The sequence below is a fragment of the Alteromonas sp. OM2203 genome, assembly GCF_048517045.1.
In the GTDB taxonomy this organism is placed as follows: Bacteria; Pseudomonadota; Gammaproteobacteria; order Enterobacterales; family Alteromonadaceae; genus Alteromonas; species Alteromonas gracilis.
The window spans coordinates 460,326-474,226 of sequence record NZ_CP183209.1 but is presented as its reverse complement, the minus strand read 5'-3'; the positions used below and the strand labels follow the sequence as shown (position 1 = coordinate 474,226).

The 13,901-nt window shown below is 45.5% G+C and carries 16 protein-coding genes; 8 read left to right on the top strand and 8 right to left on the bottom strand.

Going from position 1 to position 13,901, the window contains the following annotated elements; translation table 11 throughout:
• Nucleotides 1–121: 121 nt before the first annotated feature.
• Nucleotides 122–919, bottom strand: a complete 798-nt coding sequence (locus ACM0P2_RS02080) for a divergent polysaccharide deacetylase family protein (RefSeq protein ID WP_236547158.1) — start codon at nt 917–919, stop codon at nt 122–124.
• Between the two features lie 145 nt (nt 920–1,064).
• Nucleotides 1,065–2,228, bottom strand: coding sequence for a murein hydrolase activator EnvC family protein (locus tag ACM0P2_RS02075; RefSeq protein ID WP_419227204.1), 1,164 nt, complete (start codon nt 2,226–2,228; stop codon nt 1,065–1,067).
• 255 nt (nt 2,229–2,483) lie between these two features.
• On the opposite strand from ACM0P2_RS02075, the gene ACM0P2_RS02070 reads away from it, so the two are divergent.
• From ACM0P2_RS02070 to gpsA, 4 genes are all read left to right on the top strand, one after another.
• The gene (locus tag ACM0P2_RS02070) at nt 2,484–2,909 is read left to right on the top strand and encodes a rhodanese-like domain-containing protein (RefSeq protein WP_159119693.1); all 426 of its coding nucleotides are present in this window, start codon (nt 2,484–2,486) and stop codon (nt 2,907–2,909) included.
• Between the two features lie 12 nt (nt 2,910–2,921).
• Nucleotides 2,922–3,182, top strand: coding sequence for a glutaredoxin 3 (gene grxC / locus ACM0P2_RS02065; protein WP_014948069.1), 261 nt, complete (start codon nt 2,922–2,924; stop codon nt 3,180–3,182).
• A gap of 61 nt (nt 3,183–3,243) precedes the next feature.
• Nucleotides 3,244–3,753, top strand: coding sequence for a protein-export chaperone SecB (gene secB, locus ACM0P2_RS02060; RefSeq protein WP_105930511.1), 510 nt, complete (start codon nt 3,244–3,246; stop codon nt 3,751–3,753).
• Between the two features lie 25 nt (nt 3,754–3,778).
• Complete coding sequence (gpsA, locus tag ACM0P2_RS02055) at nt 3,779–4,795, top strand: NAD(P)H-dependent glycerol-3-phosphate dehydrogenase (protein WP_105930512.1); 1,017 nt, start codon at nt 3,779–3,781, stop codon at nt 4,793–4,795.
• A gap of 92 nt (nt 4,796–4,887) precedes the next feature.
• Here gpsA and ACM0P2_RS02050 read toward each other — a convergent pair whose 3' ends face one another.
• The 5 genes from ACM0P2_RS02050 to ACM0P2_RS02030 form a co-directional block, all read right to left on the bottom strand.
• Nucleotides 4,888–5,187: a hypothetical protein gene (locus tag ACM0P2_RS02050; protein WP_419227203.1), complete on the bottom strand. Its 300-nt coding sequence runs from the start codon at nt 5,185–5,187 to the stop codon at nt 4,888–4,890.
• A 38-nt stretch (nt 5,188–5,225) separates the two neighbouring features.
• Nucleotides 5,226–5,690 (bottom strand): tRNA (uridine(34)/cytosine(34)/5-carboxymethylaminomethyluridine(34)-2'-O)-methyltransferase TrmL, encoded by a 465-nt coding sequence (trmL, locus tag ACM0P2_RS02045; protein WP_105930513.1) that lies wholly within the window; start codon nt 5,688–5,690, stop codon nt 5,226–5,228.
• 129 nt (nt 5,691–5,819) lie between these two features.
• A complete protein-coding gene (locus ACM0P2_RS02040) occupies nt 5,820–6,788 on the bottom strand; it encodes an alpha/beta fold hydrolase (RefSeq protein WP_159119691.1) in 969 nt (322 codons plus the stop codon).
• A gap of 63 nt (nt 6,789–6,851) precedes the next feature.
• Nucleotides 6,852–8,213 (bottom strand): ATP-binding protein, encoded by a 1,362-nt coding sequence (locus tag ACM0P2_RS02035; protein WP_159119690.1) that lies wholly within the window; start codon nt 8,211–8,213, stop codon nt 6,852–6,854.
• Entirely contained in the window at nt 8,213–8,956 is a 744-nt protein-coding gene (locus ACM0P2_RS02030; protein ID WP_159119689.1) for a response regulator transcription factor, read from the bottom strand. Before ACM0P2_RS02030 ends, ACM0P2_RS02035 begins: the two co-directional genes overlap by 1 nt.
• A 210-nt stretch (nt 8,957–9,166) precedes the next feature.
• On the opposite strand from ACM0P2_RS02030, the gene ACM0P2_RS02025 reads away from it, so the two are divergent.
• Complete coding sequence (locus ACM0P2_RS02025; protein ID WP_159119688.1) at nt 9,167–10,024, top strand: Spy/CpxP family protein refolding chaperone; 858 nt, start codon at nt 9,167–9,169, stop codon at nt 10,022–10,024.
• 124 nt (nt 10,025–10,148) lie between these two features.
• Here the strand turns inward: ACM0P2_RS02025 and ACM0P2_RS02020 are convergent, their stop codons facing one another.
• Complete coding sequence (locus tag ACM0P2_RS02020; protein WP_159119687.1) at nt 10,149–10,559, bottom strand: methylglyoxal synthase; 411 nt, start codon at nt 10,557–10,559, stop codon at nt 10,149–10,151.
• Between the two features lie 591 nt (nt 10,560–11,150).
• Between ACM0P2_RS02020 and argC the strand changes: the two genes are divergently transcribed.
• From argC to ACM0P2_RS02005, 3 genes are read left to right on the top strand one after another with little or no spacing between them, the layout of a single operon-like run.
• Complete coding sequence (gene argC, locus ACM0P2_RS02015) at nt 11,151–12,164, top strand: N-acetyl-gamma-glutamyl-phosphate reductase (protein WP_419227202.1); 1,014 nt, start codon at nt 11,151–11,153, stop codon at nt 12,162–12,164.
• Complete coding sequence (argB, locus tag ACM0P2_RS02010) at nt 12,161–12,991, top strand: acetylglutamate kinase (protein ID WP_159119685.1); 831 nt, start codon at nt 12,161–12,163, stop codon at nt 12,989–12,991. Before argC ends, argB begins: the two co-directional genes overlap by 4 nt.
• On the top strand, nt 12,988–13,899 hold the full coding sequence (locus ACM0P2_RS02005) for an ornithine carbamoyltransferase (protein ID WP_159119684.1): 912 nt from the start codon (nt 12,988–12,990) through the stop codon (nt 13,897–13,899). The genes argB and ACM0P2_RS02005 overlap by 4 nt, the downstream gene beginning before the upstream one ends.
• Nucleotides 13,900–13,901: the final 2 nt, after the last annotated feature.

The window sequence follows — 13,901 nt, the reverse complement described above, 5'->3', positions numbered from 1 at the left end:
TACCACCGTAAAAGAAAATTTGTTCGCGGCATCATCGCCAGATGACGTTATATTATAACAGACTATTTAAAATGCGAAACGTTCACACATTAAATTTTGATCTTAATGAGATTAAAATAGACTAATTAAGTAGCGAAGACGTTGGAGAGACACTTGTAAGAGATGCTGTATGCGCGTGTTTTTCAGCAAATTGTTTAGCCACTTTAGGTGCGTGTGAAAAATAGTCGGCGACAGAGGTTAGCGTAAACCCTTCCCCTTCAAGTGAAGGAAGATGGGTGTTTAAGAAGTCTATCGTTGCAGGATGAGGATGGCCAATAACAACCACGTGCCCGTCTCTTTTAGCAATTTGCTTCATTTGATTAAACTGTTTAAGCAAGAACCTTGGGTCTAACTTATGATCAAGAAATACCTGTCGACTAGCATTAGGCACTCCTAGTCGCTCTGCAATTTCTTCGCCTTTCGTTAGCACCGTTGTGCGACTGTCGACGAAAAATAAACCTTGGCGCTTTACTTCTTTTAACAGTGCCTCCATCGCCTCATGTTGCCCAGTAAACGCGCTCCCCATATGATTATTAAGTCCCACTGCGTTGGGTAAACTTTTAATCGCTTTACGTACGTTATGCGTTATCGCTCCGGCAAACATATCTGTAGTCAGCCCAAGGGGCCCCATATCCTTACCGTTTTGCGCTTGCATAGGCATATGCAGCATAATCGCTCTGCCTTCTTGATCTGCGCGCCTTGCGATCTCAGAGGCCAATGGAGTCTGTGGGAGAATAGAAAAAGTAACTTCTTTAGGGAGAGAAAAAGCAGCGACATCGGACGGCCTGTACCCCAGGTCATCTAATATTATTATTATGTCTGACTTTGCTTTTACTTGAAGGCTAATTAGCCCGCATAAAACAAAGATTATACAAGGCATTAGCAGACGCAAAAGCATCTAAATTACATCCATTTTTCTTCATTATTATTAAGCGTAAGCGCACAATGTGGGCTGTCACCCATTGCTGGAATTTCTAGAATACCAACAACTGATTCAGTTTCAACTTTGTTTGTGCATAACCGTGCTAATCGAGCCAGGCGCTTGGATTAAGCGCCTTTCCTTTGTGACGGATTTCAAAATAAAGATTGGGGTATTCCTGACCACCGCTTCGGCCAACAAGCGCAATACGCTCCCCCTGCCTTACATCGTCGCCTGCTTGTTTAAGCAGAGCCTGATTGTGCCCGTAAACGCTCATGTAACCTTTACCGTGATCAACAATGGCAACTAATCCGAAGCCTCGAAGCCAGTCTGCATATAACACCTTACCAGGCGCAATACTATTGACCTGGTCGCCTTCTGCACCATCTATGACAATGCCCTTCCACGACACCTGACCTTGGCGGCGACTTCCAAATAAGTTACGTATTCTTCCGTTCACGGGCGGGGCGAGCTTTCCTTTAAGTTTCGCTAAACCCGCCATCGACACTTCCGCTTCTCTTGCCGCTCTCTCTGCAGCGATTCTCGCTGCTTCAATGGCATCTTTAAGCGCTTTTTCATCGGCTTGCAGTGACGCAATTCGTTGATTTTCTGAAGCTATCGTTTTGTTTATTTTCTTCAGTGTGGTCTTTCTGTCGTCCTGACGGGTTATCAAGACCGCGCGTTGGCCCTCTTGTTCCTCTTTAAGCGCCGCGAGTGACTGCGCCTTCTCATCAAGTTCAGCATTCACTTCTTCCAATCTCGCCACATTCGAGCGGAAGCTTTCTATTTCTTTCTGACGGGCTTTTGCAACGTATTGATAATAGGTAATAACCCGCTCAAATGTGCGAGCATCATCTTGGTAGAATACCATTTTTGCGTAGTCGTAATGCCCTGCCATAAATGCACTTTTAAGCTGGCTGGACAACAAAGATTGCTGTTTTCGGATGGCTGCTTTAAGCGCTTCCTGTTCGCTTTCAAGTGTGGCTTGTTCTTTTTGAACGTCTTTTAACGCTTGGCCGGTTGTCGCCAACGCTTTAGCGACTTTTGCAATTTCAAGCTCTGAAGCTTTAAGCACATTCTCAAGTTCTTGTGCACTGGCCTTATTGTTTTCTAGCACCTGCTGACGGGCGCGAAGTTCAGCCTGAAGTTCAGCTAATTTCTCTTTTTGAGCACTGGCATTACTTACTTGCGCAAAAGCACTACTTCCAATCGGCAGCAAAGTGAGGGCAATAATGCACCCGATGATTGAAAATAATGACCGTGCTGACATAACGTGCGCTTAAAACCTCAACTTATATCAATAATGAACTACCTGGTTTCATCATTGCTGCTAATAACCCAATCCAGTGTATCTGACGACTATCCATAAGCCCAGTGCAATTTATCCGTAATATCAATCATCTAAAGTATTTGACTAAGATGTACTACGCCTTGGACACATCTTACGTGAAGGTAGGCTGGTTTCTCGCCCAGTTTTCTATATACTTTGCACACTTTTCATGGTCTGTAGACAGGGTTAGAGGTAATGGATCAACTAATTGAATTTGCTAGCAACAATTTTATTCTTGCTGGTATTTGGGTTGCACTGATTGCGATGTTGATATTTAGCTACATCAGTGCATGGACATCGCCGGTAAAAGAGTTGAGCACTCACGAAGCAACACTTCTAATTAATAAAGAAGATGCAATAGTGCTAGACACACGCCCTGCGAAAGAGTTTAAGTCTGGTCATATTTTGGGTGCCAGACAAATTAAACCTGAAGAGTTGCGTGAGAAAAACTTTAAGAAACTTGAAAACAGTAAAGACAAACCCATTATCGTAGTATGCGCTATGGGTAATCAGGCTCGTGGTACAGCAAGCGCGATGCAAAAAGATGGCTTCGCTAATGTGAATGTATTAAAAGGCGGAATGAACGCATGGCAAAGCGCCAGCCTTCCCGTTTCTAAATAACAGGTAACCTTTATGAGCAAAGTAGAACTTTACACCAAGGGCCATTGCCCCTATTGCCACCGTGCAAAAGCACTGTTGACGCAAAAAGGTGTAGAATTTATTGAATACCCGATCGATGTTAAGCCTGAGCTGCGCGACGAGATGATCGAGCGCGCCAACGGCGGCTGGACTGTTCCGCAAATTTTCATTGACGATCAGCACGTTGGTGGCTGTGATGATATGATGGCTTTAGAAGCACAAAGCAAACTAAATCCGATGTTGGGTTTAGCGTAAGCGTCAGCGCATACAGCAACGCACTACATTAAATTAAAACGACAATTAAATAGGAAATACCATGGCTGACGAAAATCAGACAAACAACGGCGAAGCAGCAAGCGCACCTGCGCAGCAAGGTGCTCAGTTCAATATTCAGCGTATTTACACAAAAGATATTTCTTTTGAGTCTCCAAACGCACCTGCTATTTTCACTAAAGAGTGGAAGCCAGAAATTAAACTAGACATCGACACTAGCACGAACAAGCTAGAAGAAAATGTGTTTGAAGTGGTGCTTTCAGTTACCGTTACAGCAACACTTGGCGAAGAAACAGCGTTCCTTTGTGAAGTTCAGCAAGCAGGTATCTTTGCCATTGGCGAAATGCCAGATCAAAACAAAGCACACACGCTAGGTTCGTTCTGCCCGAACATGCTATTCCCATATGCGCGTGAAGCTATCTCTAACCTGGTTAACCGTGGAACTTTCCCTCCACTTAACCTAGCACCTGTAAACTTTGACGCTATCTTTGCCGCTTACGTACAAAAACGTGCACAGCAAGCGCAAGGCGAAGCGCCTAAAATGGACGCCTAATTAGGTGACCATAAAGGACGTGGACATGAAGTCGAATTCGGTTTCAGAGTCGGTTTCAGTATTGGGGGCGGGGTCTTACGGCACCGCCCTTGCTTTTTGTCTTGCCAGAAATGGCAACCCAACACTGCTTTGGGGCCGTGATGAAAAGCACATTGCTGAAATGGCGGCGAATCGCGAAAACACGCGATACCTCCCTGGCGCTACGTTTCCCGAAGCGTTAGTTGTAAACGCAGATTTAGAAGACGTTGTTGCCGCAAGCCGAGATATATTGGTTGTGGTTCCAAGCCATGCATTTGCAACCATGCTTCACAGCTTAAAACCATTGCTAAAACCGCATCAACGTATAATTTGGGCGACTAAAGGGCTCGAACCTAAAACCGGCCGTTTACTTCGTGATGTAGCGGAGGAAATACTGGGTACTGACTATCCCCTAGCCGTGTTATCAGGACCTACCTTTGCAAAAGAAATGGTAGCAGGATTACCTACCGCCATCTCGCTCTCATCCACTGACGATACCTTAAGCGATGAATTTGCAGCAAAATTGCATTGTGCAAAGTCGTTCCGCGTTTATAAGAATTCAGACTTTACCGGTGTTCAGTTAGGTGGAGCGGTTAAAAACGTTATCGCCATTGGCGCAGGACTAGCCGACGGCCTAGGGTTTGGTGCCAATGCACGTACTGCACTGATTACTCGAGGCTTAGCAGAGCTTACGCGTTTAGGTGTAAAGCTGGGGGCGAATCCAGAAACCTTTATGGGTATGGCCGGCCTTGGCGACCTCGTACTAACTTGTACCGATAATCAATCGCGTAACCGCCGCTTTGGGTTGGCATTAGGCCAAGGCAAGAGTGTCGATGTGGCTATTGAAGAAATTGGTCAGGTGGTTGAGGGTTATCGCAATACCGAAGAAGTACATATTTTGTCAAAGAAAGTAGGCGTGGAAATGCCTATTTGTGAACAAATTTATGCCGTGCTTTATCACGGAAAATCGCCTAAAGATGCAGCGTTAGCCCTGCTAGGACGAGACTTAAAGCAAGAAGCTTAATAAGTAATTGATGGTCTTGGCTAAGCGCTAAAGACCATCACCCTCTTAACGATTCTTTTTCCCTAATTTTTCGCCAGCTTTCAAAGCTGCATTTATCGCCCTTCCCTCACCATTATTATTTTCTTATTGCTATGATAGCTATGCTGATTATGTTTATAACGTTTAGCTTTTTTTACTTTTTTATAGGGTGAATCTACAGCCACGTAGCGATTACCATGCTTGCGATAATAACGATTATTCGCAACGTAGTAATGATTGTTATCGATAATCTCTACCCTATGCGCACCTGGTAATACATTAACGTACAGTCCAATTTCAGGAAAGCGTATGGCTACGTCAATAAGCGGGCGAGCAGGTTGGGTATAAAAAAAGCCCCTACACCGGGGCTTCATAAAAACGAATGTCTTCAGGCTGCTTTATCCGTCTTGTGTTATCGCGCTCCGTCGTAACCTAATTGGCGCCAGCTTTCATAAACAAAAACCGACACTGCGTTCGACAGGTTCATACTGCGACTATCTGGCAACATAGGAATGCGAACGCGCTGCTCTGGAGGTAGCGATTGAATGTAATCGTCTGGTAAACCGCGGGTCTCAGGGCCAAAGATTAGCGCGTCGCCTTTTTTATAAGATACATCGCTATGAAACGCTTTTCCCTTCGTCGTACAGGCAAATACGCGGTTTGGCTTTGCATCCTCAAGGTAGGCTTCTAAATTTGCATGACGCTTAACGTGAGCAAATTCGTGGTAATCTAAGCCAGCACGGCGAACACGCTTATCGTCCCACTCGAACCCTAACGGCTCAATCAGGTGCAGCGTAAATCCACTATTTGCACATAAACGAATGATATTTCCCGTGTTAGGCGGGATCTCTGGCTGATAAAGTACGATATCGAGCATGCCTTTCTACACTACCTTAATAGTTAATCACTCGGCTATTTTATAACGAAACTGAGGTTACCATCATCTTTGACGTTGTTTTTATGGCTAGAAAGCGGCGCTTTCTGTCAAACGAGGTTATTGCTAACGCTAATCAAAGGCTAAAAAGTCGAGAATACGTTTAACGGAACGCTCGCGTATCTCGTCAGATTCAGTAAAAAGCTCATGATAAGCACGATGCACAATTTCAAGCGTTGCATTGGGCATTAGCTGAGCGACACGCCTTTGCCGCTTATTATCAATAATCGCGTCATCATCGGCGCTAAGTACCAGAGAAGGCGTTGAAATCCCTCTTGCACTGTTTTCAATTTTATTCATTGCCTGATGTGCTGCGGCCAGCCATTCAGTAGTTACACCACCAAGCTGAATTTCTTGCTCTTCATCGTACAATTCACGAAACAACGCATACCGCGCTTTACTGTGAGTGAGCTTATTCAATGAAAAAGGAAATGCGATATAGGGTGTTTGTCCAAAGAAATAACCCGCATCTTTCTTTGTCATTCTATTTACGGCAAGCCCCGTGCGAATTAATCCGTTTGCTAGCCAATTAGGCAAGGAAGGCTTAATGCCAAACATGGGCGATGCAAGGACCGCTTTGGAAAATAGATTGGGCAAGCGCAGTAAAGTAAGCGCACCAATCGCGCCACCCATTGAATGACAAATTAACTGCAGAGGGCCTTGCTGCAACGGCTTAACAATGGTCTCTACAAACGTGACGAAATCATCGACGTAGTCATCAAAGTGCGCTACATAACCGTGCTGAGGATCCCTTGTCATTCTATCTGACAAGCCTTGACCTCTGTGATCTAAGATAAAAACAGCAAATCCGTTTTGATATAAATCGTAAATAAACTCTTTGTACTTTAGATAAGATTCTATACGCCCCGAACAGATGACTATTGTTGCTCTTGGTGATTCGGGAATGCAATGCGCAAAACGCACTGTGATGTCACTTTTGCCGAGGAAATGGCCCTGTGTAACATTGTCTAACCAAAAAGGATTAATATGCGAGGCAAAGGTGCTTGCTAAGTTATTTTCAGACGTGAGCGTCCAGTTCATAAATCCCCTTTCTACAATAAAGTTGCGCTTAAATACGGCCAGTAACCACTGTCGTTGCCCTATTCAGCACTTGGGAAAAGACAGAGTAACGCGAAGCCCACCGCGCTCAGCAGGTTCAGCGATAATACGGCCATGATGCAACTCAACCGCCGCTTTTGCAATGGATAAACCCAAGCCAACGCCACCGGATTCACGTTCCCGAGCAAGGGAGGCGCGGTAGAAGGGAGAAAATATGCGGTCACATTCTTCAACCGTTAGTCCCTCGCCATCGTCTGTAATATGAATGCACCAGTGCTTGTAATCCTCGCTAAATGAAATATGCGTAATAAATTTACTGTGCCTAATAGCGTTGCGTAGAACATTCTCTACTGCACGGCAAAGCATCATACTGTCGATGAGTACGATCGTTTTGGGAATATCGTCTATTTGCAATTGCTTGTTCTTGTTCGCCGCTTCAAAGTGAGCATCGGTAAAGACATCGTTTAGCACTAGGGTCAATGCTTGTCGCTGCATTGTCGCCTCTCCAGATTCTGCGCGGCTTAACGTAAGTAGCTGCGCCACAAGCGCTTCCATTCGATCAGCTTCTCGCTCAACGCGGGACAGAGTATCCGGGTCTACATTTTGCTGATGAGCCAGGCCAAGCGCCATTTGCAGTCGTGCAAGAGGCGAGCGTAGCTCGTGAGACACATCTGCTAACAGGCGCTTTTGCGCTCCCCACATCGACTCTAGCTGTTCTGCCATCTTATTAAAATCACGAGCAAGTTGCCCCAGTTCATCTTGACGCTTCTCAGCCCCTTCAACCCGCGTTCGCCAATCTCCGCCCGCTAAACGCTTTGCTGAGCCTTGAATATGCAATATCGGCGTCGTGAGCGATTTAGCAAATAACCAGCTTAAAAGGATGGTGGTAATAAGGGCGATGGTCAAAAAGAGTAATATCGGAGGGGTTCTCTTTTCGGGCATATCTAGCTTTGCTGAGAAAAGCGCAAAGCGTTTGCCCTCTCGCTCAAAAAATAATGGGCCTATAATTTTAAATGCGCCTCGCTTAACCGCAATGGGTGACGTTTGATTTACCAGGCGCAGTAAGTCAGCTACATCGTTGTCTCGCAGCGGTGGGCCACCAACTGATGTTAAGCTGTTATCTTGGACGTTTACGGCAATCAACCGTCCTCTTACACCCCGAGAACTCCGCTCGAGCGCTGCCTCTAATGGCATTGTTTGCAATCGGTCACGCTGCATGCGTTCAATTGCTTGGTTTAAGTCAGCCACTTCACGGGGCTTCATCTGCACCACTTGCAGGTCTTCGAAAAACAGGCGGCTTCCCCATATTGCCAGAAGAGCAGTAACAATAAAGGTTGCCCAAAACCAAAGAAAAATGCGCCCCATAATGGCACGCGTTGGATTTATGCTGCGTAATATTTTTACCATTAATGGGTCCCAGTAATTAACATATACCCTACGCCCCGGATGGTTTTAATTTTTTCATCGACGGCTACTGCACTCATTTTCTTACGCAGGTTGCTAACGTGCATATCGATGCTGCGGTCAAACGCTTGAAGCGGTTTGCCCAGTATCTTTAAGCTTATTTCTTCTTTCGTCACTCGCTGTGCAGCATTTAGCATGAGCAAACGTAAGATCAAAAACTCAGTAGTGGTAAGTGTAAGTTCAACATCATCGACTTTGGCAAGCTGACTACTTGGACTTAAAAAGATCCCATTTACAAACAAATCCTGCTCAACGGCTCCTCCCGTTGCTGAGAGGTTGTGTCGACGAACAATGGCCTTGATACGGGCCACTAGTTCTCTATGGTTAAATGGCTTAGGCAAATAATCATCTGCGCCCATTTCAAGACCTAAAATGCGGTCGTAGTCATCGCCTCGTGCCGTAAGCATAAGTACAGGCGTACTGTGGCTTGCTCGCAACTTTTTTAAGACATCGAAGCCGTCCATTTTCGGCATCATTACATCAAGCAAAATCAGGTCGTAATGACGCCCTGAGATAGCCTCCGACAAGCCTTCTTCGCTATCGTTTTTCACCTGAACCTGATAGCCCATACCGGACAAGTACGCCGAAAGCATTTCTGTAAGCTCAAGGTCATCATCAATAACTAGAACTGACTGCAAGTGAAAATCTGAACTCATGGTATTAAACTCTTTTGCTGCAAGATTCATGAAAGTGCCTGTAAACGAAGTAAACTTCAACTCACGCTTGAAGCGAAGCTTTCAAACATTGCCGAAAGCGAAAGTCAAACGCATACTATAACTTTTCAGACCTTTACAATTACAAAACGGCATCACCTTTACATAAGCTTTACAGTACGTTGACAGCTTTCCTTGTTGAGAAAGCTACTATTATCGTGTCCTAACAAAAAGGAGACGACAATGAAAAAGGTATTAATTGCTAGTGTTACTGTAGCGGCGATTAGCTTAAGCGGCCTAACGTTGGCTCAGCCCGCGGGCCCTGGTATGCGTCACCACGAACCGGTTAAAGAAATGGTTAAACACCTTCGCGGCATAGGCTTGAGCGACTTGCAGCGTGAAGAAATAAAAACTCTGGTTAGCGCGTTTAAAGAGGCCAAGCCTCGACCTGTGCGGGGAAGTGTTGACAAGCCCGATTTTGATTTTGAGACCGCCTCTGAAACCCAAATCAGTACATTTATACAAACTCAATTTGAAGCGCGTGAGACTCAACATTTTGCTCTTGCACAACTTCGCCATGACATTTTCAACGTGCTAACTGAAGAGCAGCAAGCAAAAGTTTTAGCTCGAGAAGCAAAGAGAGAAGCTAAAAAAGAAAACCGTCGCAATGCATCTGAAGAGAAAAAAGCGCAATTTGCGAAACGTTTAGACAGAGAAGGTAAAGATAAAAAATTCTCTCATCACAACCGTAAAGGCCATGAACATAAGCGCGATGGCCTGCCATTCGAAGGCATTGAGCTAAGTGATACACAGAGAGAGAGTCTTAGTGCACTTCGGGAGTCTTTTAAAGACACCGCCGAAGCAAACAGACAAATCATGCGTAGCTTTAAAGATGCACAGCGCGAATTAATTCGTAGCTCGTCATTCTCGCAAGCTTCCTGGGAAGCGCTTGTTACGAAATACAAGGACGACATTATTAGCGCTGGTGTGGAGAAAGCCAAACATCGTCAAGCCATGTTTGCCTTACTTACCGATGAGCAAAAAACGGAACTAAAAACCCACCGTGAAGATGAGCGTAAAATACGGGATATATTTAGATAAGACCTACCTGTGTCTTTGACCGATTACCCACTATAAAAAGTGCTGGCCTAGTCCAGCCTTTTTTGTTTCATCTAATAAATCAGCATGCCCGTTCAGACAAACTCTACTGACCTTAAAAGGCGTATTAAAAGTTCGGTTTCACCGGTTTGTAGTCTGGCGATAAGAATAATGGCGACGTTATTACTAAGTCTGCCGTCGCTGGCGTGCAGGCTACAGGCACATTCCAGACCGAGCACAATCGCAGCAGCGCTTTAACATCCGGATCATGTGGCGCTGGATTTAGTGGGTCCCAAAAAAAGAAAAGTGCATCAAGTTTATTTTCAGCGATGAGTGCCCCTATTTGCTGGTCGCCACCAAGCGGGCCACTTTTATACCGAGTGACATCAAGTCCGGTTTCGCTGGCAATGAGGCCGCCGGTCGTTCCTGTTCCCACTAAATTGCATTGTTCAAGTACGTTAATGTGTTGCTTGACCCATGCTAACAACTCAGGTTTTTTATGATCGTGCGCAACAAGCGCCAAGGTAAGTTTGCCCATTTGATTTTCCGGTTATTCCAAAACGTATTCACAGCCGAGTGTAGGTTTTCATCCACTCGTTAGACACTTTAAGATAGTTCAATGTACTAATTAAAAGACCACGCCAACAGGCAAGCTGTTCAGTTCGTTATGGTTATGCGACAACGTATATAAATATTCAGTTTTCTTGCTCGCGTTGTCAACTGACTGTAACAACTATAAATGTACTATTACTTAATTCGTTACCGGCGAACTGCGCGAAACACCAAAACAAAATATTTATACATTTTTATTGAATAAAAATTCAATATCGTTAGAATAGTCGACGGTTAAAGCATCCAACCCACTTATTTAGGGTTGTAACATGATAGGAATTGATGATGGCACAACCAACTCACGTTGTTGGTTCAACCACTAGCAACGACAAAGAGTTTACCTCTCCCCTGGCTGGCTACACCTTGCATAGCGCACGACGATGCGTGTGCACTCCTATGCGCATTCTGTAGCACACTTTTTACCTTTGTAATGTGGTCGCGGTTAGGCAAGAATTTACGCCCAACCAGTTTACAAAGGTAAAAAGTGATTTTTTCTCCTTTTATTGAATTTTAAATTATGTACAACGTTTCAATTATCGGTGCCAGTGGTTACACAGGGGCACAACTTGTTCAGTTGGTGAATCAACATCCTACGTTAAAACTAGCGGGTACCTACGTGTCTGAAAATAGCAATGACGCTGGTAAAGATATCGCAGAGCTACATGGCAATTTGGCTCACGTGAACGCTACGCTTACACCTATTTCAAATGCTGCATTAAAAGAGATGGCAGATAACGTTGATTTTATCTTCCTAGCCACGCCCCACGAGGCCAGCCACGACTGGATGCCAGTGCTATCTTCAGGTAAAGCCAAAGTACTCGATTTATCCGGCGCATTCAGGCTAAAAGACACCCAAGTTTTCGAACAATTTTATGGCTTTCCCCATACGCAAGAACAAAGCCTAGCTCAGGCTGTTTATGGTCTTGCCGAATGGCACGAAGCCCAAATTGCCGGTGCCGATGTTATTGCTGTGCCGGGTTGCTACCCCACTGCGAGCCTTAGTGCACTTAAGCCTCTTGCTCACCATAATTTGCTGGATGAAAGCGTACGCCCTGTGATCAACGCCGTATCTGGTGTATCCGGTGCGGGCAGAAAAGCTAGCCTTACCACCAGTTTTTTCGAAGTAAGCCTGCAAGCATATGGCGTGCTAGGCCACCGTCATACGCCTGAAATAGAAGCATATTTAGGCACACCGGTTATCTTTACGCCGCACTTAGGAAACTTCAAAAGAGGAATATTGGCGACGGTGACGGTTAAAGTTAAAGCTGGTACCACCAGCACCCAACTTGAACAAGCGTACACTGACGCCTATGCTGATAAACCCATTGTGCGGTTGCGCAAGAGTTTTCCAAAAATTGACGACGTTGCCCACACCCCATTTGTCGATCTTCACTGGAAGTTAGACGAGGCATCTGGGTATGCAGTGGTAACAGCGGCCATAGACAACGTGATGAAGGGCGCGGCCTCGCAGGCTATACAGTGCCTGAATATAATGACGAAACAACCAGTAGAAACAGGGTTAGTACTATGAGTGTTTCACCTATTGTAATTAAAGTTGGTGGTGCATTACTTGACGATGCAGCGGCAATGACGCGCTTATTTTTAAGCGTAAAAGAAGTTCAAACCATACGCCCCGTCGTTGTGGTGCACGGCGGCGGCCCGTTAGTTGAAACCCTAATGGCGAGCCTGGGCCTTCAAAGTACAAAAATTGATGGCCTTCGCGTTACGCCCGATGAGCACATGCCTTATATTTGCGGCGCACTTGCAGGCTCTGCGAATAAACAGCTTTGTGCAGCGGCACTAGCCACGGGTATTACTCCAGTTGGTTTATCTTTGCTTGATGGAAATATGGTGGTATGCGAGCCACTTGCTGACCAATATGGCGCCGTGGGCGTGCCTTCGACAGCTGATGCATCTTTTTTAAAAAGCGTACTAGCACAGTCTACACTTCCGGTAATCAGCTCTATTGGCTCAAGCCCACAAGGTAGATTACTGAATGTAAATGCCGATCAAGCAGCTACGGTTATCGCCGAACTTCTTAACGCGGAACTTTTATTACTTTCAAATGTTGAAGGTGTACTTGACGGTGACAAATTGCTAATTAGCGAACTTAATGCTGCAAGTATTGCGAAATATGCAGACGAAGGCGTGATCACTGACGGAATGAAGGTGAAAGTAGATGCGGCACTTGCGTCTGCAGAGAGCCTAAACCGCGCGGTTTACATCGCAAGCTGGGCAGCTGATATCAACGACATTTTAAATAAAAAAACGGGTACACAAATTCTGCCCGCAGCGCTGGCAAACACAGAGTCCACAAACGCTGCTCTAACAAAAGGCAATGCCGGAGAAGTACAATGAAACAGGACCTACTCACCTTTGCAAACTGGACACCCGAGGCAATGAAAAACTTGCTGCAATTGGCTGTAGAAATTAAACAAGCGCCAGCAAGTTACAGTAATGTGCTAGCGGGAAAATCAATTGTTGCCCTGTTTGAAAAGCCATCTTTGCGAACACGCGTTAGTTTTGATATTGGTATCAACAAGCTTGGCGGCCATATGGTGTATTTAGATGTGCAGTCGGGCAACTTAGCAGGCCGTGAAGATGCAGTAGACACCGCTGCTAACCTTGCGTGCTGGGCCGACGCTATCGTGGCTCGCGTATTTTCTCACGAAACGCTAGAAACCTTTTCAAAGGCGGCGAAAGTGCCGGTTATTAACGCTCTGTGTGATAAATACCATCCGTGCCAAGGCCTTGCTGACTACCTTACTATGTTTGAACGCTTCGGCAAAACTGAAGGTCTTACCATGGCCTATGTAGGCGACGGCAACAATGTAACCCATTCTCTGTTAATTGTTGGGGCGCTTCTAGGTTGCAACCAAGTTGTAGTCACGCCAGAGGGGCACGAAGCGGCACCTGAAATTGTGGCGCAGGCAAAAGCGATTGCCGAGAAAACGGGTGTATCGATTGTTGAAAGCACAGAGCTTAGTGCTGCTAACGGTGCAGACGTTATCTATGCAGATACATGGCTTTCAATGGGTGACGAGACGCCACTTGAAGTGATCAAAGAAAAGTTCATGCCTTATCAGGTGAACGAAGCGTTGATGGAAGCAACCGGTGCTAGCTACGTTATGCACTGCCAACCTGCCCATCGCGATTTAGAAATTACCGGCTCGTTGATTGATAGCGATAAATCGCTATTAATGCAGCAAGCCGAAAATAGAATGCATGGCCAAAACGCCATTCTTACTCAATTACTTAACGCTTAATA

Coding starts and splice junctions, on each gene's coding strand:
- ACM0P2_RS02080 (WP_236547158.1), bottom strand. CDS start 919: ATGCCTTGTATAATCTTTGTTTTATGCGGGCTAATTAGCCTTCAAGTA.
- ACM0P2_RS02075 (WP_419227204.1), bottom strand. CDS start 2,228: ATGTCAGCACGGTCATTATTTTCAATCATCGGGTGCATTATTGCCCTC.
- ACM0P2_RS02070 (WP_159119693.1), top strand. CDS start 2,484: ATGGATCAACTAATTGAATTTGCTAGCAACAATTTTATTCTTGCTGGT.
- grxC (WP_014948069.1), top strand. CDS start 2,922: ATGAGCAAAGTAGAACTTTACACCAAGGGCCATTGCCCCTATTGCCAC.
- secB (WP_105930511.1), top strand. CDS start 3,244: ATGGCTGACGAAAATCAGACAAACAACGGCGAAGCAGCAAGCGCACCT.
- gpsA (WP_105930512.1), top strand. CDS start 3,779: ATGAAGTCGAATTCGGTTTCAGAGTCGGTTTCAGTATTGGGGGCGGGG.
- ACM0P2_RS02050 (WP_419227203.1), bottom strand. CDS start 5,187: ATGAAGCCCCGGTGTAGGGGCTTTTTTTATACCCAACCTGCTCGCCCG.
- trmL (WP_105930513.1), bottom strand. CDS start 5,690: ATGCTCGATATCGTACTTTATCAGCCAGAGATCCCGCCTAACACGGGA.
- ACM0P2_RS02040 (WP_159119691.1), bottom strand. CDS start 6,788: ATGAACTGGACGCTCACGTCTGAAAATAACTTAGCAAGCACCTTTGCC.
- ACM0P2_RS02035 (WP_159119690.1), bottom strand. CDS start 8,213: ATGGTAAAAATATTACGCAGCATAAATCCAACGCGTGCCATTATGGGG.
- ACM0P2_RS02030 (WP_159119689.1), bottom strand. CDS start 8,956: ATGAATCTTGCAGCAAAAGAGTTTAATACCATGAGTTCAGATTTTCAC.
- ACM0P2_RS02025 (WP_159119688.1), top strand. CDS start 9,167: ATGAAAAAGGTATTAATTGCTAGTGTTACTGTAGCGGCGATTAGCTTA.
- ACM0P2_RS02020 (WP_159119687.1), bottom strand. CDS start 10,559: ATGGGCAAACTTACCTTGGCGCTTGTTGCGCACGATCATAAAAAACCT.
- argC (WP_419227202.1), top strand. CDS start 11,151: ATGTACAACGTTTCAATTATCGGTGCCAGTGGTTACACAGGGGCACAA.
- argB (WP_159119685.1), top strand. CDS start 12,161: ATGAGTGTTTCACCTATTGTAATTAAAGTTGGTGGTGCATTACTTGAC.
- ACM0P2_RS02005 (WP_159119684.1), top strand. CDS start 12,988: ATGAAACAGGACCTACTCACCTTTGCAAACTGGACACCCGAGGCAATG.